The 20,238-nt window shown below is 70.9% G+C and carries 19 protein-coding genes; 15 read left to right on the top strand and 4 right to left on the bottom strand.

What is annotated here, in order from left to right; genetic code table 11:
• Positions 1 to 46: 46 nt before the first annotated feature.
• Genes ACIQID_RS03315 through ACIQID_RS03300 form a run of 4 tightly spaced genes read left to right on the top strand, consistent with a single transcriptional unit; the run spans position 47 to position 4,082 of the window.
• Entirely contained in the window at positions 47 to 409 is a 363-nt protein-coding gene (locus ACIQID_RS03315) for a YraN family protein (RefSeq protein ID WP_312672637.1), read from the top strand.
• Positions 406 to 1,935 (top strand): YifB family Mg chelatase-like AAA ATPase, encoded by a 1,530-nt coding sequence (locus ACIQID_RS03310; RefSeq protein WP_400281952.1) that lies wholly within the window; start codon positions 406 to 408, stop codon positions 1,933 to 1,935. The genes ACIQID_RS03315 and ACIQID_RS03310 overlap by 4 nt, the downstream gene beginning before the upstream one ends.
• Positions 1,932 to 3,122, top strand: coding sequence for a DNA-processing protein DprA (dprA, locus tag ACIQID_RS03305; RefSeq protein ID WP_400281949.1), 1,191 nt, complete (start codon positions 1,932 to 1,934; stop codon positions 3,120 to 3,122). Before ACIQID_RS03310 ends, dprA begins: the two co-directional genes overlap by 4 nt.
• 57 nt (positions 3,123 to 3,179) lie before the next feature.
• Positions 3,180 to 4,082 carry a tyrosine-type recombinase/integrase gene (locus ACIQID_RS03300; RefSeq protein ID WP_400281946.1) on the top strand — a complete coding sequence of 301 codons (903 nt, stop codon included), beginning with the start codon at positions 3,180 to 3,182 and terminating at the stop codon, positions 4,080 to 4,082.
• Between the two features lie 21 nt (positions 4,083 to 4,103).
• Here ACIQID_RS03300 and ACIQID_RS03295 read toward each other — a convergent pair whose 3' ends face one another.
• The gene (locus ACIQID_RS03295; protein ID WP_400281943.1) at positions 4,104 to 4,709 is read right to left on the bottom strand and encodes a murein hydrolase activator EnvC family protein; all 606 of its coding nucleotides are present in this window, start codon (positions 4,707 to 4,709) and stop codon (positions 4,104 to 4,106) included.
• A gap of 303 nt (positions 4,710 to 5,012) precedes the next feature.
• On the opposite strand from ACIQID_RS03295, the gene rpsB reads away from it, so the two are divergent.
• The 9 genes from rpsB (at position 5,013) to ACIQID_RS03250 (ending at position 11,772) form a co-directional block, all read left to right on the top strand.
• On the top strand, positions 5,013 to 5,954 hold the full coding sequence (rpsB, locus tag ACIQID_RS03290) for a 30S ribosomal protein S2 (RefSeq protein WP_025103356.1): 942 nt from the start codon (positions 5,013 to 5,015) through the stop codon (positions 5,952 to 5,954).
• A gap of 41 nt (positions 5,955 to 5,995) precedes the next feature.
• The gene (gene tsf, locus ACIQID_RS03285; RefSeq protein WP_025103357.1) at positions 5,996 to 6,823 is read left to right on the top strand and encodes a translation elongation factor Ts; all 828 of its coding nucleotides are present in this window, start codon (positions 5,996 to 5,998) and stop codon (positions 6,821 to 6,823) included.
• 90 nt (positions 6,824 to 6,913) lie between these two features.
• Positions 6,914 to 7,630 carry a UMP kinase gene (pyrH, locus tag ACIQID_RS03280; RefSeq protein WP_060922802.1) on the top strand — a complete coding sequence of 239 codons (717 nt, stop codon included), beginning with the start codon at positions 6,914 to 6,916 and terminating at the stop codon, positions 7,628 to 7,630.
• 67 nt (positions 7,631 to 7,697) lie between these two features.
• Positions 7,698 to 8,252 carry a ribosome recycling factor gene (gene frr, locus ACIQID_RS03275; protein ID WP_060922801.1) on the top strand — a complete coding sequence of 185 codons (555 nt, stop codon included), beginning with the start codon at positions 7,698 to 7,700 and terminating at the stop codon, positions 8,250 to 8,252.
• A gap of 5 nt (positions 8,253 to 8,257) precedes the next feature.
• Positions 8,258 to 9,403 carry a phosphatidate cytidylyltransferase gene (locus ACIQID_RS03270; RefSeq protein WP_400281938.1) on the top strand — a complete coding sequence of 382 codons (1,146 nt, stop codon included), beginning with the start codon at positions 8,258 to 8,260 and terminating at the stop codon, positions 9,401 to 9,403.
• A gap of 20 nt (positions 9,404 to 9,423) precedes the next feature.
• Entirely contained in the window at positions 9,424 to 10,005 is a 582-nt protein-coding gene (locus tag ACIQID_RS03265) for a DivIVA domain-containing protein (RefSeq protein ID WP_396654651.1), read from the top strand.
• Between the two features lie 67 nt (positions 10,006 to 10,072).
• Positions 10,073 to 10,756, top strand: a complete 684-nt coding sequence (locus ACIQID_RS03260) for a transglycosylase SLT domain-containing protein (RefSeq protein ID WP_312672629.1) — start codon at positions 10,073 to 10,075, stop codon at positions 10,754 to 10,756.
• Positions 10,757 to 10,765: 9 nt separating this feature from the next.
• Positions 10,766 to 11,053, top strand: coding sequence for a hypothetical protein (locus ACIQID_RS03255; RefSeq protein WP_312672627.1), 288 nt, complete (start codon positions 10,766 to 10,768; stop codon positions 11,051 to 11,053).
• Between the two features lie 2 nt (positions 11,054 to 11,055).
• The gene (locus tag ACIQID_RS03250; RefSeq protein ID WP_312675021.1) at positions 11,056 to 11,772 is read left to right on the top strand and encodes an alpha/beta hydrolase; all 717 of its coding nucleotides are present in this window, start codon (positions 11,056 to 11,058) and stop codon (positions 11,770 to 11,772) included.
• A gap of 19 nt (positions 11,773 to 11,791) precedes the next feature.
• Here the strand turns inward: ACIQID_RS03250 and ACIQID_RS03245 are convergent, their stop codons facing one another.
• Positions 11,792 to 12,853: an AI-2E family transporter gene (locus ACIQID_RS03245; RefSeq protein WP_312672625.1), complete on the bottom strand. Its 1,062-nt coding sequence runs from the start codon at positions 12,851 to 12,853 to the stop codon at positions 11,792 to 11,794.
• Between the two features lie 178 nt (positions 12,854 to 13,031).
• Between ACIQID_RS03245 and ACIQID_RS03240 the strand changes: the two genes are divergently transcribed.
• Together ACIQID_RS03240 and ACIQID_RS03235 are read left to right on the top strand one after the other, a co-directional pair.
• Positions 13,032 to 14,978: a glycosyl transferase gene (locus tag ACIQID_RS03240; RefSeq protein ID WP_312672624.1), complete on the top strand. Its 1,947-nt coding sequence runs from the start codon at positions 13,032 to 13,034 to the stop codon at positions 14,976 to 14,978.
• Positions 14,975 to 15,913 carry a tetratricopeptide repeat protein gene (locus tag ACIQID_RS03235; RefSeq protein WP_312672622.1) on the top strand — a complete coding sequence of 313 codons (939 nt, stop codon included), beginning with the start codon at positions 14,975 to 14,977 and terminating at the stop codon, positions 15,911 to 15,913. Before ACIQID_RS03240 ends, ACIQID_RS03235 begins: the two co-directional genes overlap by 4 nt.
• Before the next feature lie 51 nt (positions 15,914 to 15,964).
• On the opposite strand, the gene glgB is transcribed toward ACIQID_RS03235, so the two are convergent.
• Positions 15,965 to 18,166 carry a 1,4-alpha-glucan branching protein GlgB gene (gene glgB, locus ACIQID_RS03230; protein ID WP_312672621.1) on the bottom strand — a complete coding sequence of 734 codons (2,202 nt, stop codon included), beginning with the start codon at positions 18,164 to 18,166 and terminating at the stop codon, positions 15,965 to 15,967.
• Positions 18,163 to 20,232: a maltotransferase domain-containing protein gene (locus tag ACIQID_RS03225; protein ID WP_312672620.1), complete on the bottom strand. Its 2,070-nt coding sequence runs from the start codon at positions 20,230 to 20,232 to the stop codon at positions 18,163 to 18,165. The genes glgB and ACIQID_RS03225 overlap by 4 nt, the downstream gene beginning before the upstream one ends.
• Between the last annotated feature and the right edge of the window lie 6 nt (positions 20,233 to 20,238).

Here is a 20,238-nt window from a genome sequence, read left to right as displayed (position 1 = left end):
CGCGGGACCGCGGCGGTGACCGGGAGCTGACGTCCATCCTGTCGGGATGGCAGCGAAAGACGACCTCGGGCGAGCCGGGGAGCAGCAGGCAGCGGACTATCTGACGAAGCGCGGGTATCGGATCGTCGACCGCAACTGGCGGTGTCCCCAGGGGGAGCTGGACATCGTCGCGATCATCGGCCCCCATGTCGCGGCGGTCGAGGTCAAGACACGGCGGTCAGCGGCGTTCGGGCACCCGTTCGATGCGATCGACGACCGCAAGCGGCGCCGGCTGTGGCGACTCGCCTACGCCTGGCGTGCGGCACATCCCGAGCTGGCCCGCGGGCGGACCCTCCGGGTGGAAGCGGTCGGCATCATCGGCGCCTCCCCGGCGACGGCTTCGATCGAGCACCTCGAGGACATCGCATGAGCACGGCGCGAACCTGGTCCGTGGCGCTCACCGGAGCCGAGGGGCATGTCGTCGAGGTCGAGGCCGACCTCTCCGCGCAGACGCCGGAGTTCCGGATCATCGGGCTCCCGGACAAGTCCCTGGGTGAGGCCGTGCAGCGCGTGCACAACGCCTGCGAGAACTCCGGCCTCCCGCTGCCGCGGCGACGGCTGACCGTCAACCTCTCGCCCGCGAGTCTGCCGAAGCACGGAGCCGCTTTCGACCTGGCGATCGCGGTGGCCTGCCTCGCCGCTGGCGACGTGATCGCCCGTCGTGCTGTCCGGCAGACCGTGCATCTGGGAGAACTCGGGCTGGACGGGCGGCTGCGTCCCGTGCGGGGCGTGCTGCCGGCCGTCTTCGCCGCCGCTCGTGCCGGCTTCGACCGCGTCATCGTGCCGCACGGCAATGCGGCCGAGGCGGTTCTCGTCGCCGGCGTGGAGGTGCGTGCCGCCGCGTCCCTCGCGGAGGTCGCCGCCTGGCACGGCGCGGAGGTCGAGGTGCCCGATGTCGAGCCGGTTCCGGGGCCGCAGCCGCCGGAGGAGAAGGCGGACGAGCGCGACCTGAGCGACGTCGTCGGGCAGGAGGAGGCCGTCGAGGCGCTCATCGTCGCGGCCGCCGGTGGCCACAACATGCTCTTGAGCGGTCCGCCGGGAGCAGGGAAGACCATGCTCGCGGGGCGCCTGCCCGGCATCATGCCGCCGCTGACCGCGCAGGAGGCGATCGAGGTGGCCTCGGTCCGCTCGCTCTGCGGCGAGGCCGTGACCGGACTCGACCACCAGCCTCCGCTCGTGAGCCCGCACCACAGCGCGTCGGTGGCGGCGATGGTGGGAGGCGGATCGCGGACCGCGCGTCCCGGCGCGGTCGCCCGGGCGCATCGGGGCGTCCTCTTCCTGGACGAGGCGGCGGAGTTCCCGCGGGTGGCCCTGGACGCGCTCCGTCAGCCGCTCGAGACGGGGTTCGTCGATGTGCATCGCTCGGGCTTCGTGGTGCGGTTCCCGGCGCGCTTCCAGCTGCTCCTGGCGATGAATCCGTGTCCCTGCGGCAACCGGGGCGTCCGTGATGGCGATTGCATCTGCCCTCCTCATGCGCTGCGACGCTATGCCACGCGGCTCTCCGGACCGTTGCGCGATCGGCTCGACATCGATCTTCCGGTCACCCGCGTCGCGGCGTCGCGCTCGCTGACGGGGGAACGGTCCGGTGTGACGACCGCCGAGGCCCGGAACCGCGTCGGCGCTGCGCGCACACGGGCGGAGCGTCGCTGGCGCGGTACGCCGTGGCGTCGGAACGCGGAGATCCCCGGCACCGTGCTTCGCCACGGCGGCTACCGTCTCCCGCCGGACGTGCGGGCGGGGCTCGATCGGGCCTTGGAACGCGGCGCGTTGACACTCCGTGGTTACGACCGCGTCCTCCGGGTGGCGTGGACCATGGCCGACCTGGCCGCACGGGACAGCCCCGGCACGGACGAGGTCGGACGGGCGCTCCTCCTGCGGACGGGGGTGGCGCGGTGATCGACGGACTCCTCTCCCAGAAGGATGCGCTCGACGCGGCGCGGGGCGTGCGCGGAACAGAGGAGGTGACGGAGGCGCTGGCGCGGGTCGCCTGGTCCGTCATCGCCGACCCCGGGGACGCCGTCGCCGCGACCCTCGTGCGCGAGTTCGGACCGGCCGACGGGCTGCGCTTCGCGCTGGACGGGGCGGGACGGTCGTGGCCGCTGGTCCGAGCGGTGGGGGCACGGCGCGCCCTCGATGACGCGCGCGCCCGCTGGCGGCAGCGGGCCGATCCGGGGGCGGTGATCGGCGCCCTCCGCGGCGCGCAGAAGGCGTGTGCGAATCTGCTGCTTCCCGGAGACCCCGACTGGCCGCTGTCCGTCGACGACCTCGATGCGGAGGCGCCGATGGTTCTGTGGGTGCGAGGACGCGCCGAACTCCTGACGAGCGCCGCGCGTGTCGCCATCGTCGGGGCGAGGGCGGCCACCGCCTACGGCGAGCGGGTCGCCGCCGACATCGCCGGAGACCTCGCTGTCGGGGAGACGGCGGTCGTGTCCGGCGGCGCGTACGGCATCGACGGCGCAGCGCACCGCGCCGCGTTGACGGTCGGCGGGGGGACGATCGCGGTCCTCGCCGGAGGAGTCGACCGCCCGTACCCCGCCGGTCACCGTAACCTCCTGGCCCGGATCGCGGTCGACGGGGTCGTCGTCAGCGAGGTGCCGTGCGGGACGGCCCCGACGCGGTGGCGCTTCCTCGCGCGCAATCGACTGATCGCGGCGCTGGGGCAGGCCACCGTGGTCGTGGAGGCGGGCTGGCGCAGCGGCTCCCTCAACACGGCGGGGCATGCGGCGACTCTGGGCAGGCCGCTCGGCGCGGTGCCCGGTCCGGTGACGTCCGCGTCCTCGGCCGGCTGTCACCGGCTGCTGCGCGAATACGACGCGGTGTGCGTCACCTCCGCGTCGGAGGTGGCCGAGATGCTCCCGGCCGGCGCACGGTCGCAGCGGGGACGCGATGCGACGGACGAGGCGCGGGTCGTGCTCCTCCGTGCGCTCGGCACCCGAACCGCTCGCACGGAGGCGGAGCTCGCACAGCGCGCTGATCTCACCGTCGAGCGGACCCGCGCCGTACTCGGCCTTCTCGATCTCGATGGGCTCGCGCGGCGCGACGGCGACGGCTGGCGTGGCGTGGGCGCGGCACGCACGTCGTAGGCAGGCTCCCGGCGGGGCGCGTCGCTCTGAAGGCGGGGGAGCGGCAGGCTGGGGGTCATGGACTTCGCGGTCGCTGTCGAGGCGTTCGCCGACCACCTCGAGAAGGTGCGTCGGCTCTCTCCGGCGACCGTGAAGGCGTACCGCTCCGATCTGCGAGACCTCGGGGCGAGCGTCGGGGGCGGCCCGGTCGACCTGATCGACCTCGAGATGCTGCGCGAATGGCTCTGGCAGGCGACCCAGCGCGGCGACGCCCGGGCGACGCTGGCCCGACGCGCAGCCACGGCGCGGGCGTTCTTCGGGTGGGCGCGCGAGCAGGACATCGTCCCCGTCGACCCCAGCCTGCGGCTCGTGGCGCCGAAGCGCGCGAGGACGCTGCCGACGGTGGCATCGAAGGACGCGATGTCGGAGCTGCTGGAGCGACATCGGCAGGCGGCGGCCTCGGGCGATCCCGCGGCCCTCCGCGATCACGCGGTGCTGGAGCTCCTCTACGGCGCCGCGGTGCGCGTCTCCGAACTCTGCGGCCTCGACATCGACGACCTGGATCTCGATCGGGGGACGGCCCGCGTGCGGGGCAAGGGCGACAAGGAGCGCGTCGTCCCGTTCGGCGCTCCGGCGCGGGACGCGCTCACCGCGTACCTGCGTCGCGCTCGACCAGCTCTCCTCGCACGGTCCGGCGCCGCCTCGCCCGCCGTCTTCCTCGGCAGTCGCGGTGGGCGCGTCGGTCCGCGGACGGTCTATGAGGTGGTCGCCCGTGCGCTCGCACCCGTCGTCGGCGCGGAGACCGTCGGGCCGCACGCCCTCCGCCACACGGCGGCGACCCATCTGCTGGACGGCGGTGCGGATCTCCGTGCGGTGCAGGAGATCCTCGGGCACGCGAGCCTGGGGACCACGCAGATCTACACGCACGTGTCGGCGGAGCGGCTGACGGCGACGTATCGCCTCGCGCACCCCCGGGCCTGAGCGCGGAGCCCGCCTGCCGGGTCATCCGTCGCAGCAGGGCAGGAGGCGCGCACGCAGGAGACCGCCGAACAGGAGCATCGGGTTGATGTACTCGCCGTCGCGTCGCACGCCGACATGCAGCGAGTCGGGGAAAGCGTGACCGCCCGTGGCGATCCGGCCGATGTTCTGGCCACGGTGGACCACGTCTCCCGGATGCAAGGGAGACTCCACCGGCTCGAACGTGCTCACGAGGCCATCCGCGTGTCGGATCGTGAGCAGCGGACGATCGACGACGACGCCCTGGAACGCGACGACTCCCTCCGCCGGGGCGACCACGGAGCCGCTCGCACCCGCGGCGACGTCCATCCCGCGGTGTCCGGGGCCGTAGGCGTGCGCCGGCGCACGGTAGGCGACGCTCACACGGCGCGGCCCGTCGACGGGCCACTGCCAGGGGACGTCGGAGACGAACTCCGAGGGCACGGGCGCGAGGCCGTGTGCAGCCGACGCCGCTCGCGCGAGGGGAGACGGCGCGAACGGAGCGCCCCCGCACAGCAGGACGACTGCGGCGAGCACGGCGGTGATCGCCACCCGGAAGGCCGGAGAGCGGTGCCGGCGAGAGCGAGGCTGAGGACGGGACGGAGGAGTCATCTCGCGAGTGTGCGCGACGGGTGCGGGGCGGCGGCGTGGGCTCTCTCCGCCGAGGTCGGTGCCAGGGGAGAAGGCCGAGGATCGCGCCGCTGTGGAGGAAGAGCTGGCGTCGCATGTTCCTGTATGCTGGACGAGCACCTCGATCTCGGGGTGACTACGCGTGCCCAGAGCGACTCCGTCGTGGCATCCGCTCCCGCAGGTCCCGTCTTGGACGGGTGGGGGTGGGCCGGGCACCAGGATGTCCGACCGTCCGGTCGGCATGACAACCTCAACGGCGCCCCGCGCCAGAATCAGGAGACGACCATGGCTGTGGTCACCATCCGCCAGCTGCTCGACAGCGGCGTGCACTTCGGACACCAGACCCGTCGGTGGAACCCGAAGGTGAAGCGCTTCATCCTCACCGAGCGCAGCGGCATCCACATCATCGACCTCCAGCAGTCGCTCGGCTACATCGACAAGGCGTACGACTTCGTCAAGGAGACCGTGGCGCACGGCGGCACGATCCTCTTCGTCGGCACCAAGAAGCAGGCGCAGGAGATCCTCGCGGAGCAGGCCACGCGTGTCGGCCAGCCCTACGTGAACCAGCGCTGGCTCGGCGGCCTCCTCACCAACTTCTCCACCATCGCGAAGCGTCTCGCCCGCATGAAGGAGCTCGAGGAGCTCGACTACGAGAACCCGTCCGCCTCCGGCTTCACGAAGAAGGAGCTGCTGCTCAAGAAGCGCGAGCTGGACAAGCTCCACAAGTCGCTGGGCGGTATCCGCAACCTCACGAAGACGCCGTCCGCCCTCTGGGTGGTCGACGCCAAGCGTGAGCACCTCGCCATCGACGAGGCCAAGAAGCTCGGCATCCCGGTGATCGGCATCCTCGACACCAACGCCGACCCGGACGACTTCCAGTACCCGATCCCCGGCAACGACGACGCCATCCGTTCGGTGTCGCTGCTGACGCGCATCATCGCCGACGCCGCCGCCGAGGGCCTGCAGCAGAAGCACAACCCGGAGTCGGGCGACGCCGAGCCGCTGGCCGAGTGGGAGAAGGAGCTTCTCGAGGCTCCCGTGCAGGAGTCCGCTGACGCCGCCGAGGTCGTGACCGCGGACGACGAGGCCGCTGTCGTCGAGACCCCGGCCGCCGACGCCACCGCCGCCGACGAGGCGGGTGCCCAGGCGCACGACGAGGCGATCGCCGCCGCTTCCGGTGAGGAGACCGCCGAGGTCGCCGCCGCCGAGGCCGCAGACGCCAAGTAATCCCTCGTACACCCACACAACGAAGCAAGGAGCCACCACACATGGCCAACTTCACCATCGCCGACCTCAAGGCGCTGCGTGAGCAGCTCGGCACGGGAATGGTCGACACCAAGAAGGCGCTCGAGGAGGCTGACGGCGACGTCGAGAAGGCCACCGAGATCCTGCGCCTGAAGGGTGCGAAGGGCAACGCCAAGCGCGCCGACCGTTCGACCAGCGAGGGCCTCGTCGTCGCTCGCGAGCAGGACGGCGCCGTGACGCTCGTCGAGCTCGCCTGCGAGACCGACTTCGTCGCCAAGAACGAGCGCTTCATCGCGCTGGCCGACAAGGTCGCCGACGCCGTCGCCGCCGTGAAGGCCGACTCGGTCGAGGCCGCCCTGGCCGCCCCGGCGGGCGACAAGACCGTCGAGCAGCTCATCTCGGAAGAGGCCGCCATCATCGGCGAGAAGGTCGAGCTCCGTCGCGTGCGCACCGTCACCGGTGACAGCGTCGAGGTCTACCTGCACCGCACGAGCAAGGACCTGCCGCCGCAGATCGGCGTCGTCGTCGCCTACACGGGTGACGACGCCGCGACCGCGCGCAGCATCGCCCAGCACATCTCGTTCGCCAACCCGTCGTACCTGTCCCGCGAGGACGTGCCGGCGGACGCGGTCGAGAAGGAGCGCGAGATCGTCACTGAGATCTCCCGCAACGAGGGCAAGCCCGAGGCCGCCCTGCCGAAGATCGTCGAGGGCCGTGTCGCCGCGTTCATCAAGCAGGTCGCCCTGCTCGAGCAGGACTACGCGAAGGACAACAAGCTCTCCGTCGCCCAGGTGGCGAAGGACGCCGGTATCACCGTGACGGACTTCGCGCGCTTCAAGGTCGGCGCGTAGCACTGTCGAAGGGGTTCGGATCGCTCGATCCGAACCCCTTCTTCATGCCCACCAGGCACTATCTTGAATCGGGACGAGAGGACATCCCCCATGACTGAACGCACCGGACGCCGCCGCGTCCTCCTCAAGCTCTCCGGAGAGGCGTTCGGCGCCGGGCAGCTCGGCGTCAACCCCGACGTGGTCAGCCAGATGGCGCGTGAGATCGCCGCTGCGGTCGACCGGGTCGAAGTGGCCGTCGTCGTCGGCGGCGGCAACTTCTTCCGCGGGGCGGAGCTCAGCCAGCGGGGTATGGACCGCGGGCGCGCCGACTACATGGGCATGCTCGGCACCGTGATGAACGCGCTCGCGCTGCAGGACTTCCTGGAGCAGGCGGGCGCCGCGACGCGCGTGCAGTCGGCGATCTCGATGACCCAGGTCGCCGAGCCCTACATCCCGCGGCGCGCGGAGCGCCACATGGAGAAGGGCCGCGTCGTGATCTTCGGCGCCGGGGCAGGTCTGCCGTACTTCTCCACCGACACGGTCGCCGCGCAGCGCGCGCTGGAGATCGGGGCGCAGGAGGTGCTCGTCGCCAAGAACGGCGTCGACGCGATCTACACCGCCGACCCGAACAAGCACGCCGACGCGGAGCGCATCGACCGGGTGACCTATCGCGATGCGCTGCAGCAGGGGCTCAAGGTCGTCGACTCGACGGCGTTCAGCCTGTGCATGGACAACAACATGGACATGCGCGTCTTCGGCATGGAGCCGGCGGGCAATGTCACCCGCGCGCTCCTGGGCGAGCCCATCGGCACGCTCGTCACCGCCTGAGCGCCTGCACGGGACGGGAGCCCGCTCCCGATAGAATTTCCAGAACACCCCGACGATAGGAGCCACCGTGATCGCGGACGTCCTCGCTGAAACCACCACCCGCATGTCCCGGGCCGTCGAGGCTGCCAAGGAGGACTTCTCCACGGTGCGCACCGGTCGTGCGAACCCGCAGCTCTTCCAGAAGGTGCTGGTCGACTACTACGGCACGCCGACCCCGCTCGCGCAGCTCGCCTCGCTCGCGAACCAGGAAGCGCGCACGCTCATCATCACGCCGTACGACAAGTCCGCGCTCAAGGCGATCGAGCAGGCCATCCGCGACATGCCGAACCTCGGGGCGAACCCCACGAACGACGGCAACCTCGTGCGCGTCACGATGCCGGAGCTCACGGCGGAGCGCCGCAAGGAGTACGTGAAGCTCGTGAAGTCCAAGGCCGAGGACGCGAAGGTCCACGTCCGCGGCATCCGCCGGAAGGCGAAGGACGAGCTGGACGGCCTGAAGAGCGAGCTCGGCGAGGACGAGATCGCCCGCGGCGAGAAGGAGCTGGACGCGCTGACCCGTCAGCACGTCGACCTCATCGACGACGCGCTCAAGCGCAAAGAGGCCGAACTCCTCGAGGTGTAGCTCGTATGTCCGATGAATCGCGCGGCGCCGAGGAGGGCACTCCGGTGACCCGCCGGGAGGCACAGCCGGACGGGGCCTCCGACGGGGGAGCCCCGCTCGGGGACGCTTCCTTCCCGGGCTTCGACGCCGGGAACGTGCCGCCGCGTCCGCCTCTCCCCGGGACGCCTCCCGCTCCGTCCGCGACGGCGGAGCGCCTGGACACCGCGGACCACAACGCGATCCGCGAGCAGTGGCGTCAGGCGCGGGACGAGTTCGGGACGCATGTCTCCCACGCCCGTGATCAGTTCGATCAGGCGAACGAGCGCATCAAGCAGCGCACCGGTCGGGACCTCGTGCTCGCGATCGTGATCGGCCTCGCCTTCGGCGCGGCCCTCCTCGGCTCGTTGCTGTTCATCAAGGCGCTGTTCGTGCCGTTCGCGCTGGCTGCAGCCCTCCTGGGCGTCTACGAGCTGTCGCGCGCGTTGCGGGCCGCCGGGCGTCGTGTCGACGTGATCCCGCAGCTCGTCGCGGCCACCTTCCTGGTGCTGTCTGCGTACTTCGCCGAGCCATGGCTCAGCTGGGTCATGCTCTTCGTGTCCGTGGCTTTCGTCATCGTGTGGCGGCTGCTCGCCCAGATGGTCGCCAAGGACGGTCGCACCTACGGCGACGTGCTCACCGACGCCGTGATCGGCGGCTTCGTCCAGGTGTACGTGCCGTTCCTCGCCGGCGTCGCCCTCATCCTGCTCGAGCAGGAGGGCGGCCAGTGGTGGGTGCTGAGCTTCATCGCGATCGCGGTGGCCGCCGACACCGGGGCGTATGCGGCCGGTCTGGCGTTCGGGCGGCACCCGATGGCGCCCCGCATCAGCCCGAAGAAGACGTGGGAGGGCTTCGGCGGCGCCGTTGTCGCCTCTCTGGCGGCCGGCGTTCTCCTGGCCATGTTCCTGCTCGATCTGCCCTGGTGGGGCGGCGTGATCTTCGGCGCGGCGATCCTGCTGTCCGCGACGCTCGGCGATCTCGGCGAGTCGATGCTGAAGCGGGACCTGGGCATCAAGGACATGAGTTCCTGGCTTCCGGGCCACGGTGGGCTCCTCGACCGCCTGGACAGCATCCTGCTGTCGACCATCCCGGCCCTGTGCCTGTACTTCCTTCTCTCTCCCTGGTTGGTGCTCTGATGAACGACAGCGGTGCTGTGATCAACGACGATGGAGTCGACACCTCCGCGCGCAGCACGGTGAAGCCCGCGTTCGCGCTCACGAGCGGTCGCACCAAGGGCTATCACCGCGCGGCGGTGGACGGCTTCCTCGCCTCGGCCCGTCAGGCGTTCGAGAGCGGCGGCGACGATCTCACCGCAGAGGACGTGCGCACCGCCTCGTTCCCCCTCGTCAAGGAGGGCTACGTGGTGGGTGAGGTCGATGCCGCGCTCGGCCGGGTCGAGGATGCGTTCGCGGCCCGAGAGCGCGAGCGCGCCGTGCGCGCCCGCGGCGCAGGGGCCTGGGTGGAACAGGCCAGAGCCGATGCGCAGGTGATCCTGGATCACCTGGCCCGTCCGCGACGGCATCGTTTCGCCCGCACCGGATTCCTCACCTTCGGATACCGGGTCGACGAGGTCGATCACGTGACGTCCCGCATCGTCCGGTACCTGCGCGACGGCGACCCGCTGACCGCCGAGCAGCTGCGGTCGGCGGCGTTCCGCATGCAGCGCGGCGGCTACCGCGAGGAGCAGGTCGACGCGCTCCTCGACGCCACGATCGACGTCATCCTGGCGGTCCGCTGAGCCTGCCTGATGGCCTGTTCAGGCAGGTATGCGTAAACTGTCCTCCATCGTGAACTCCCGAAACGACATGATTCCCGAACGAAGCGACGCCGCGCTGGTACCCGCAGCGACGGCCACGTCCGCCTCCCGAGGCACGCGACGCTGGTCGCGCCGTCGGGGCGTCGTCGGCGTCTTCAGCTCTCTCGCGGTCGTCGGATTCGCCGCCGCGATGGTCGCGCCGACCGGCGTCGCCCTCGCGCAGCCGGTCGCCACGGAAGCCCCGGACTCCGTCTACGCCGCGGCTCTCGCGGACACGCAGAACCTCACCGTCACGGTGGAAGGCGCAGCGATCACCCCCGTCGAGCGCGGTTCGTTCGAGGTGTACGTCAAGCCGAAGCCCAAGCCCAAGCCGAAGCCGGCGGCGCCCGCGAGCACGCCGTCGTCCGATTCGCAGGGCGGCTCCTCCGGCGGCGGTCTTCCGCCGTACAGCGGCGGCGGCGCGCCGGCGGAGTGGATGGCCGCGGCCGGCATCGCTCAGGGCGACTGGCAGTACGTCGACTACATCGTGTCGCGGGAGAGCGGGTGGAACCCGAACGCCACCAACTCCTCGTCCGGCGCCTGCGGCCTGGTCCAGGCTCTGCCCTGCAGCAAGGTGCCCGGCAACGGCTACAACCCCGTCGACAACCTCCGCTGGGCCACCGGCTATGCGACCGGACGGTACGGGAGCTGGGCGGGCGCCTACAACTTCTGGGTCACCAACCACTGGTGGTGAGCCGGCACCATGCCCCGGTCCCGCCGACGTCCTTCCGCGCGCCCTGAGGGCGAAGACTCCTTCGACCGCCTTCTGGCCGGGTGGAAGCGCACCGAGGTCCGCCGCGGTGTCGAGTGGACGGTGCAGCCCGTCTCCGCCGTCCAGGCGCAGAAGGCGTACGTCTGCCCTGGCTGCGGGCGCTCCGTCGACCCCGGGACGGCGCATCTCGTCGCCTGGCGCGCCGACGGTGTCCTGGGGGAGGCGGCGGCGCTGGCCGACCGCAGGCATTGGCACAACCACTGTTGGAGGATCGCATGACCATGGAGATCCGCGGACCGCTCGAGCTCCCGGCGCGGCGCGAGGACATCGAGCTGCACACCGCCGACGGGCTCACGCTGGTGGGTGAGCTGGCACAGCCGGAGACGGCCGCACCGCTGGCGACGCTCGTCACGCTGCATCCGCTGCCGACGGCCGGCGGCTTCATGGACTCGCACATCATCCGTAAGGCGTCCGCGCGCCTTCCCGCCCTGGCCGACCTCGCCGTCCTGCGGTTCAACACCCGCGGCACGACGTCCCCCCGCGGCACGAGCGAGGGGTCGTTCGACGGCGGGGGTGCGGAACAGTTCGACGTCGCCGCCGCGATGGACTTCGTGCGGGATCGCGGACTGCCGCGTCCCTGGCTCGTCGGGTGGTCCTTCGGAACGGAGCTCGCCCTGAAGTACGGTGCCGATCACGACATCGAGGGCATCATCCTGCTCTCGCCGCCGCTGCATCGCGCGACGGCCGAGGAGGTCGCGGCCTGGGCGGGGACGGATCATCGGGTGGTCATCCTCGTGCCCGAGTTGGACGACTACCTGCGCCCGGAGGAGGCCCGGGAGCGGTTCGCGAGCATCCCGCACGCGCACCTCATCGCGGTCGAGGGCGGGAAGCACCTGTGGGTGGGGGAGACGCAGACGCGGCGCGTGCTCACCGAGATCGTCGCCGCGGTCAACCCGTCCGCGCTGCCGTTGCCGACGCACTGGCCGACGGAGGACTGACGCCCCGCGACGTTCGCGGTCACCGCTCGTTCATGCGCGGGATCAGCACCTGCCGGTAGATGATGAGGATGCTGGCCGCCACGGGGATCGCGATGAGCGCGCCGAGCAGTCCGAGCAGGCTTCCTCCGGCGAGGGCTGCCACGACGACCACGGCGCCGGGCACCGACACGGCGCGGCTCATGATCCGCGGCGAGATCACGTACGCCTCGATCTGCATGTAGATGAGGTAGTAGATCGCGGCGGCCAGAGCTGTGCCGGGGGAGCCGAGCCCCGGGATCAGGCAGACGAGGACGATGATCGTCGAGCCCGTCAGCGTGCCGACCAGGGGGATGAGCGAGAAGAAGAAGGCGACGACGGCGAGCACGGCAGGGAACGGCGCGTCGATGATCGTCAGGTAGACGGCGCTGAGGATGCCGTTGATGACGCCCTGGCTGACCTGTCCCATGACGTAGTAGCCCACGGAGTCGGTGATCTGCTCGGAGAGGTCGATGAAGCGGTCGCGCTTGGACGCCGGGACGAGCTGGTACACCGCGCGCTTGAGCGAGGGCGTGGACGCCGTGAGGTAGATGGTCAGGATGAGGACGATGAAGGCGCCGAACACGCCGCTCAGCACGGCCCCGCTGGCGACGAGCACGCCTTGTCCGATCGATCCGCCGATCTCGGCGAGGTTCGTCGCCAGCCAGTCCTCGACGTAGGCGAACACGTCGTCGACGCGGAGGTTCGGGAACGTCTCCTGGATCCACGACCTCAGATCCTCGATCGCCGTTCCGCGCTGCACGATGGTCGTGATCTGCGCGATGAGCTGCGAGATCTGGTCGACCAGCACCGGGAGGACGATGAGCACGATGCCGCTGAAGACCGCCAGCACGGCGACGATCGTGACCAGGACCGCGAGCCAGCGGGGCAGGCGCCGTCGTTCGAGGAAGGTGACGAGCGGGTCGAGGCCGAGGCTGAGGAAGAGGGCGGTGCCGATGTACAGCAGCACCGTCGACAGTGTCTGCACGCTGCTGATCAGCACGATGCCGAGGCCCACGCCCAGTGTCGCCACGAGGGCGGTGCGGAACGGGTTGTGGATCTTCATGCAGACTCCTCGGAACGGCTGCAGCAAGGCTACCCATGACCGGGCACGGGACGTCGCCGACGTGCCGGACCGGGATCAGGGGAGGGGCCTCGTGGTCAACACACAGGTGACTTCGCTAGTCTGAAATGTCGAGTGTGGCGTCACGGGCGGGAAGCCGTGGTGCGTGAGGAGACTATTCGTGCGTTTCGTATGGGCCGTCGTGGCCTTCGTGCTGGCTGCCGTGCTGATCGGTGCGGGGATCGCCCAACGCACCGTCTTCGTCGGGCCTTCCTCCCAAGAGGCCCGCGTCGACATCGAGGAGCCGGCTCCCTACGTGCTGATGGACGGCGATGTGCTCCGGGTGAACCCCGGCGCGCAGAAGGTGCTGATCCGCGGCGAGGGGGAGATCTTCGCGAGCTACGGCCGTACGGCCGACATGGAGGCCTGGCTCTCCGACGCCGAGTACAACCACGTCACCGTCGGCGACGAGGACGAGCTCCTCGTCGAGCACGTCGTAGCACCGGACCCCGAGGACTCGAACGAGACGCCCGCGCCGGACGACTCCGAGACGTCCGCGCCGGAGGATGAGGACTCCGCGGAGCCCGCCGGGCGCAACCCTGCGGGATCCGACCTCTGGCTCGACTCGTTCAGCGAGAAGAACTTCCTCTCCACCGACACCATGCAGCTCCCCGAGGGGACGAGCGTGCTCATCGCCTACGACGGCACCAAGGATGCCCCGGACGACATCGTCGTCTCCTGGCCGCTGGACACGCGGACCCCGCTGGCGGGTCCTCTGATGGTCGCGGGGGGAATCGTGCTGCTGGTGGGGCTCGTGCTCTACGTGCTCGCGATCCGTCACCAGCGTCGTGGCCGTGGTCCGCGCCGGAAGGGCCCGGGCCCCCTGCCCACGACGCAGCCGATCGACGTGGCCGCGCTCCCGCCGTCCGAGCGGGAGGCGCTCGAGGCTGCGGACGGCGCAGAGCCCCAGGCTCCGGAGCGGAAGGATGACGTGGAGGACGCGGAGGTCGTCGACGAGAAGCCCACGGAGGGGAAGAACGCCATGCAGGGTGTGCGTCCGCGACGTCGTCGGCGTCTGCTCGTCGTGCCCGCGCTCGGCCTGACGGCTGTGCTGGCCGCCGGCTGCAGCGCGGAGTCGTGGCCGGAGTTCGGGGACGCGTCCGCGTCGCCGTCGCCCAGCCCCACCGTGATCGCCCCCGACAACCAGAAGCCCCCGGCGGTCACCGAGACGCAGGCCGACCGCATCCTCGGGGAGATCTCCGAGACCCTGGTGAAGGCGGACGAGGAGAAGGATCTCGATCTCGCGGCGACCCGCCTGGACGGGACCGCGCTGGCGACCCGCACCACGGACTACGCCCTGCGGGACAAGCTGCCCGACCGCCCCGCCCCGGCGGCGATCCCGACCGACGACGTCGAGGTCGTCCTCCCGGAGGCGACCGACCGCTGGCCCCGCACCGTCCTGATGCTCTCGAAGAGCACCGGCGACGACACCGTTCCGCCCGTCGTCCTCACCATGACGCAGGCGGACCCCTGGTCCAACTACAAGGTCACGAACATGGCCGAGATGTCGGCCGACGCCGCCTTCCCCGAGGTGGCGGCGAGCTGGCTCGGCACCTCCCTCGTCCCCGCGGACTCCGCGTTCCTGTCGGTGCCCCCGGACGAGGTCGCCGCCGCCTTCGCGGACGTCGTCGACAACGGGGAGAAGAGCGAGTCGTACGGGCAGTTCGACGAGCTGGCTCTCAACCTCGCGAAGTCGATCACCGACAGCCGCCAGAGCCTGGTGCAGGGGCTGGCCGACGCGGGTGCCGCGGAGACCTCGACGGCGGCCTTCGACATGACGCCGACCGAGGAGGATCCGGTCTCCCTGACGACCCTGGACAGCGGCGCCATCGTCGCCGTCTCGGTGCTCGACGTCGAGACGATCACCCCCACCTCCTCCGACGTCGTCATCCGCTTCGGCGACAACGAGGAGGCCAAGGCCCTCACCGGCGCCAACGAGTCCGCCAAGGGCGCCGAGACGACCTATGCGTTCCAGCTGTTCTTCGCCGTCCCCTCCCAGGGATCGAGCGACCCGATCCGGCTCCTGGCGTCGCGCCAGGACCTCGTGTCCGTGAAGGTGATCAAGTGAGCGAGATCTCTCCCGCCGCCCTGCGCGGTGCCGTCGACCTGTCCAGTCTGCGCAACCGCCCGTCCGGGCCGGCCGCCGGCTCGTCCGGCACCCCTGCCGGGCCTCTGGTCGCGGATGTCGTCGTCGACGCCACCGATGAGAACTTCGGCCAGGTGCTCGAGCTCTCCCGTACGGTGCCGGTCGTCGTCGACCTCTGGGCCGAGTGGTGCGGGCCGTGCAAGCAGCTGAGCCCGATCATCGAGAAGGTCACCCGCGAGCTCGGCGGTCGCGTCCTCCTCGCCAAGGTCGACGTCGACGCCAACCCGCAGCTCGCGCAGAGCTTCCGGGCGCAGTCGATCCCGATGGTCGTCGCCCTCATCGCCGGTCAGCCGGTCCCCATGTTCACGGGCGCGGTTCCGGAGCAGCAGGTCCGCGAGGTGTTCGCGCAGCTGCTGCAGGTGGCTGCGCAGAACGGCGTGTCCGGTTCGCTGCCCGTCGGAGAGGTCGAGGCGACCGAGGCCACCGCCCCTGCCGAGCCCGAGCTGCCGCCGCTGCACGCGGAGGCTTTCGCCGCGATCGAGCGCGGGGACTACCGTGCCGCCATCACCGCCTATGAGAAGGCCCTCGCCGAGAACCCGCGCGACGAGGACGCCATCGCCGGTCTCGGTCAGGTCCGCCTGCTCGACCGCGTGCAGGGACTCGACCTCCAGGCCGCGCGCGCTGCCGCCGCCGCCGCACCGCAGGATTTGCAGGCGCAGTTCGACGTCGCCGACCTGGACCTCGCGGGCGGGCACGTCGACGACGCCTTCGGACGTCTGCTGGACCTGTTCGCGGAGCTGCCGTCCGATCAGCGCGCACCCGTTCGCGAGCGCCTGGTCGAGCTCTTCGGTCTCATCGGAGCCGGCGACCCCCGCGTGATCGCCGCCCGCAACCGGCTCTCCTCGCTGCTCTTCTGATCGATCCGCGCGGGAAGCGTCCCGCGCGGATCGATCGTCCGCGGTCGCGCGTCAGCCGTTGTTCACGGTGGGGACGTGGGGCTCCGGCTGATGACGGAGCCACAGCGTCGACAGAGCCGGCAGCGTGATCGAGGCCGTCGGGGCGCCTCCGTCCCCGGGCTCCGCGATCACCATCCCGAGGTTGCCGGAACCGCGTCCGCCGTAGACGGCGGCATCGGAGTTCAGGATCTCCTGCCAGACGCCGGGGCGCGGCAGGCCCAGGCGGTACCCGGTGCGCTCCACCCCGGCGAAGTTGCTGATGACGACGAGACGTCCGCCGTGCGCGTCCCGCCGTTCGAACGCGATGACGGACGGATCCCAGCTCGGCGCCCCGAGCCGTGTGAAACCGGAGCCGTCGCTGTCCCGTTCCCAGAGCGGCGCCTGCGCCCGGTACACGCCGTTCATCGCGGCGACGAAGTCCTGGAGCTGGGCATGCGAGGGCTGGTCGCGGAGCCACCAGTCCAGCTCGCGCCCCTCCGACCACTCGGCGAGCTGGCCGAACTCCTGGCCCATGAACAGCAGCTTCTTGCCGGGGTGCCCCCACATGTAGGCGAGGTACGCACGGACGTTCGCCAGCTTGTGCCAGTGGTCGCCGGGCATCTTCGAGAGCAGGCTGCCCTTGCCGTGCACGACCTCGTCGTGACTGATCGGCAGGACGTAGTTCTCGCCGAACGCGTAGACGAACGAGAACGTCATCTCGCCCTCGTGGTGCGCCCGGTACATCGGGTCTCTGCCGATGTACTGGAGCGAGTCGTTCATCCACCCCATGTTCCACTTGAATCCGAACCCGAGACCCGCGTGGTCCGTCGGCGCGGTGACGCCGGGGAAGCTCGTGGACTCCTCGGCGATCATGAGGATCCCGGGGTGCAGCCGGTAGGCGGTGGCGTTGACCTCCTGGAGGAAGCGGATCGCCTCCAGGTTCTCGCGTCCGCCGTGGATGTTCGGCTCCCATTCGCCCTCGCGACGCGAGTAGTCGAGGTAGAGCATCGACGCCACGGCGTCGACGCGCAGACCGTCGACGTGGAACTCCTCGAACCAGTAGAGCGCGTTCGCGACGAGGAACCCGCGGACCTCGGGGCGGCCGTAGTCGAAGATGAGCGTGCCCCAGTCCTGATGCTCGCCGCGGCGGGGGTCGGGGTGCTCGTAGAGGGGCTGACCGTCGAAGCGGGCCAGCGCGAAGTCGTCCTTGGGGAAGTGTCCCGGCACCCAGTCCATGATCACGCCGATGCCGGCCTGGTGCAGGCGGTCGATGAGGTATCGCAGGTCGTCGGGGGAGCCGTACCGGCTCGTCGGCGCGTAGTAGCCGCTGACCTGATATCCCCACGACCCGCCGAACGGATGCTCGGCGAGGGGCATGAACTCGACGTGCGTGAACCCCGTCTCCTGCACGTGCGCGATCAGCGGATCCGCCATCTCGCGGTAGCTCAGGCCGCCGCGCCAGGAGCCGACGTGCACCTCGTACACCGCCAGAGGCTGCGCGACCGCATGCGTGGCGGCGCGCCGGGTCATCCACGCGCCGTCCTGCCAGACGTACGACGAGGCGGTGACGACCGACGCGGTCTCCGGCGGAACCTGCGCCGCCAGCGCCATCGGGTCGGCCTTGAGGATCCAGGTGCCGCTCCGCGTCCGGATCTGGAACTTGTAGCGGGTGCCGACGGGGAGGTCGGGGATGAAGAGCTCCCAGACGCCGCTGGCGCCGAGGGAGCGCATGGCGTGCCCCTCGCCGTTCCAGCCGTTGTGGTCGCCCACCACCCGGACGGCCGTGGCATCGGGCGCCCAGACGGCGAACGACACGCCCCGCTCGTCGCCCTGCATGCGGGGATGTGCTCCGAGCGCCTCCCAGAGGCGCTCGTGACGGCCCTCGGCGATCAGGTGCAGGTCGAGGTCGCCGAGCGTCGGCGCGTGGCGGTAGGGGTCGCCCACGATGCTCTCCTCCTCGCCGCGGTAGCGGGTCGCGAGGCGGTAGGGGAGCGGCGGTCCGGGGTGCGTGCCCTCCCACACGCCGTGCGCGGCATGGAGGAGCGTCAGGCGGCTCCCGTCGCCGAACACCGCCTCCACCGCCTCCGCGAGCGGACGACGAGCCCGGATCACGGTGACGGTCCGCCCAGCCGCGTCCTGGACGGGGTGAGCGCCGAGCAGGGCGTGAGGGTCGTGGTGCCGGCCCTCCGCCACGGCCTCCCGGTCGATGTTCGCGGTGTCGTCGATGCTGCTCATGCGCGCCCCCTCACCTTCAGGATGTGGACCGGCTCGGCGAAGGCGTCGAGCCGGACGTAGTTGTGATCGCTCCAGGTCCAGACGCTGCCGGTGAGCAGGTCCTCCACCTCGAAGCTCTCGCCCAGGGGGACGCCCCAGCGCGTGGTGTCGAGGTGGACGGTCGTCTCGCGCACCGAGTGCGGGTCGACGTTCGCGACGATGATCAGGGTGTCCGGGCGGCCGCTGTCCGTGAACGCCGCATCGAGGTGCTTGCTGTACACGAGGATCGCGTCGTCGTCGCTCCAATGGAGATCGAGGTTGCGGAGCTGGCGCAGCGCGGGGTGGGCGGCCCTGATCTCGTTCAGGCGCCGCAGGAGCGGCGCCAGCGACTCGCCGCGCTCCTCGGCCCCCGCCCAGTCACGGAACTTGTACTCGTACTTCTCGTTGTCGATGTTCTCCTCGGAACCGGGACGGGCCACGTTCTCGATGAGTTCGTATCCGGCGTACACGCCGTACACGGGGCCCGCGGTGGCGGCGATGCACGCGCGGATGCGGTAGGCGGCACGCCCGCCGAACTGCAGGTACTCGGTGAGGATGTCGTGGGTGTTCACGAAGAGGTTCGGGCGCATGTAGTCGGCCGTCTCGCGGGAGATCGTCGTGAGGAACTCCTCCAGCTCGGCCTTGGTGTTGCGCCAGGTGAAGTAGCTGTAGCTCTGCTGGAAGCCCACCGCGGCGAGCGCGCGCATCACGGCAGGTCGGGTGAACGCCTCGGCGAGGAAGATCACGTCGGGGTCCGTCTCGTTGACCGTCGCGATCAGCCATTCCCAGAACTGCAGCGGCTTGGTGTGCGGGTTGTCCACGCGGAAGATCCGGACCCCCTCGGCCACCCAATGCCGGACGATCCGCAGCATCTCGCCCGCGATGCCCTCCGGATCGTTGTCGAAGTTCAGCGGGTAGATGTCCTGGTACTTCTTGGGCGGGTTCTCGGCGTAGGCGATCGTGCCGTCCGGGAGCGTGGTGAACCACTCCGGGTGCTCGCGCACCCAGGGGTGGTCGGGCGAGGCCTGCAGCGCGAGATCGAGGGCGACCTCCAGGCCCTCCTTCCGCGCCGCGCGCACGAAGGCACGGAAGTCCTGGGGGGTGCCGAGGTCCGGATGGATCGCGTCGTGTCCGCCCTCCGCCGCTCCGATCGCGTACGGCGAGCCCGGATCGCCCGCTTCGGCGACGAGGGTGTTGTTGCGACCCTTGCGGTTGGTCGTGCCGATGGGGTGCACAGGGACGAGGTAGATCACGTCGAACCCCATCCGGGCGACCTCGGGCAGACGCTTCGCGGCCGTGCGGAACGTCCCGCTGCGCACGGTGCCGTCCTTGAGTCGACGCGCGCCCTCGGACCGGGGGAAGAACTCGTACCAGGCGCCGACCCCCGCGCGGGTGCGCTCCACGCGGAGAGCCTGCTCTGCGGAGGCGGAACGGAGCGTGGCGATCGGGCGGTCACGGAAGATCGCGGCGAGGTCGGGATCCACGGCCGCCGCCGCCGTGGTCGCGGCGTCGCCGGCATCGAGTGCCTCGGCGCGAGCCTTCAGGCGCGTGCGCTGCGCGGCGGGACGATCCTTCTCGGCGGCCGCTCTGCGGAGGAGCTCGGCGCCGAGCGCCGCCATCACGGGCACGTCGATGTCGGCGGCGACCTTCACGTGCGCGGCGTGCGCCCAGGTCGCGAAGTCGTCGGAGAACGCCTCGAAGCGGTACCACCACAGGCCCTCCGCATCGAGGGCGATCTCGGCCTGCCAGCGGTCGGTGCCGTCGGCGAGGGCCGTCAGCCGGTGCAGGCTCTCCTCGCCGGTCGGAGAGGTCAGGCGCAGATGCACGCCGATGAGATCGTGCCCTTCGCGGAAGGCGACGACACGGAAGGGGACGACCTCGCCGGCGAACGCCTTGGCGGGGAAGCCTCCTGGTACCGCGGGGGTACCGTCGAACAGCGGGATCCGGGTGGTCCGCAGCGCTCCGGGCAGGTCGACGTCGGCGGCGCGCGCCGGGATCTGGACGGGGCTCCGCAGAGCCGTGGGTCGGGTTCCAGCACGTGCAGTCACATGCCG

The organism is Microbacterium sp. NPDC091676 (assembly GCF_044756645.1).
Lineage (GTDB): Bacteria > Actinomycetota > Actinomycetes > Actinomycetales > Microbacteriaceae > Microbacterium > Microbacterium paraoxydans_D.
Note: the sequence above shows the minus strand (reverse complement) of the source record. Positions and strands in the feature narration are given on the sequence as shown.

Bases quoted from the DNA above. Each gene is read 5' to 3' on its own strand.
- ACIQID_RS03250 (WP_312675021.1), top strand. From the start codon at position 11,056: ATGGAGATCCGCGGACCGCTCGAGCTCCCGGCGCGGCGCGAGGACATC.
- ACIQID_RS03300 (WP_400281946.1), top strand. From the start codon at position 3,180: ATGGACTTCGCGGTCGCTGTCGAGGCGTTCGCCGACCACCTCGAGAAG.
- ACIQID_RS03315 (WP_312672637.1), top strand. From the start codon at position 47: ATGGCAGCGAAAGACGACCTCGGGCGAGCCGGGGAGCAGCAGGCAGCG.
- ACIQID_RS03310 (WP_400281952.1), top strand. From the start codon at position 406: ATGAGCACGGCGCGAACCTGGTCCGTGGCGCTCACCGGAGCCGAGGGG.
- ACIQID_RS03255 (WP_312672627.1), top strand. From the start codon at position 10,766: ATGCCCCGGTCCCGCCGACGTCCTTCCGCGCGCCCTGAGGGCGAAGAC.
- ACIQID_RS03260 (WP_312672629.1), top strand. From the start codon at position 10,073: ATGATTCCCGAACGAAGCGACGCCGCGCTGGTACCCGCAGCGACGGCC.
- ACIQID_RS03245 (WP_312672625.1), bottom strand. From the start codon at position 12,853: ATGAAGATCCACAACCCGTTCCGCACCGCCCTCGTGGCGACACTGGGC.
- ACIQID_RS03270 (WP_400281938.1), top strand. From the start codon at position 8,258: ATGTCCGATGAATCGCGCGGCGCCGAGGAGGGCACTCCGGTGACCCGC.
- rpsB (WP_025103356.1), top strand. From the start codon at position 5,013: ATGGCTGTGGTCACCATCCGCCAGCTGCTCGACAGCGGCGTGCACTTC.
- pyrH (WP_060922802.1), top strand. From the start codon at position 6,914: ATGACTGAACGCACCGGACGCCGCCGCGTCCTCCTCAAGCTCTCCGGA.
- tsf (WP_025103357.1), top strand. From the start codon at position 5,996: ATGGCCAACTTCACCATCGCCGACCTCAAGGCGCTGCGTGAGCAGCTC.
- ACIQID_RS03295 (WP_400281943.1), bottom strand. From the start codon at position 4,709: ATGACTCCTCCGTCCCGTCCTCAGCCTCGCTCTCGCCGGCACCGCTCT.
- glgB (WP_312672621.1), bottom strand. From the start codon at position 18,166: ATGAGCAGCATCGACGACACCGCGAACATCGACCGGGAGGCCGTGGCG.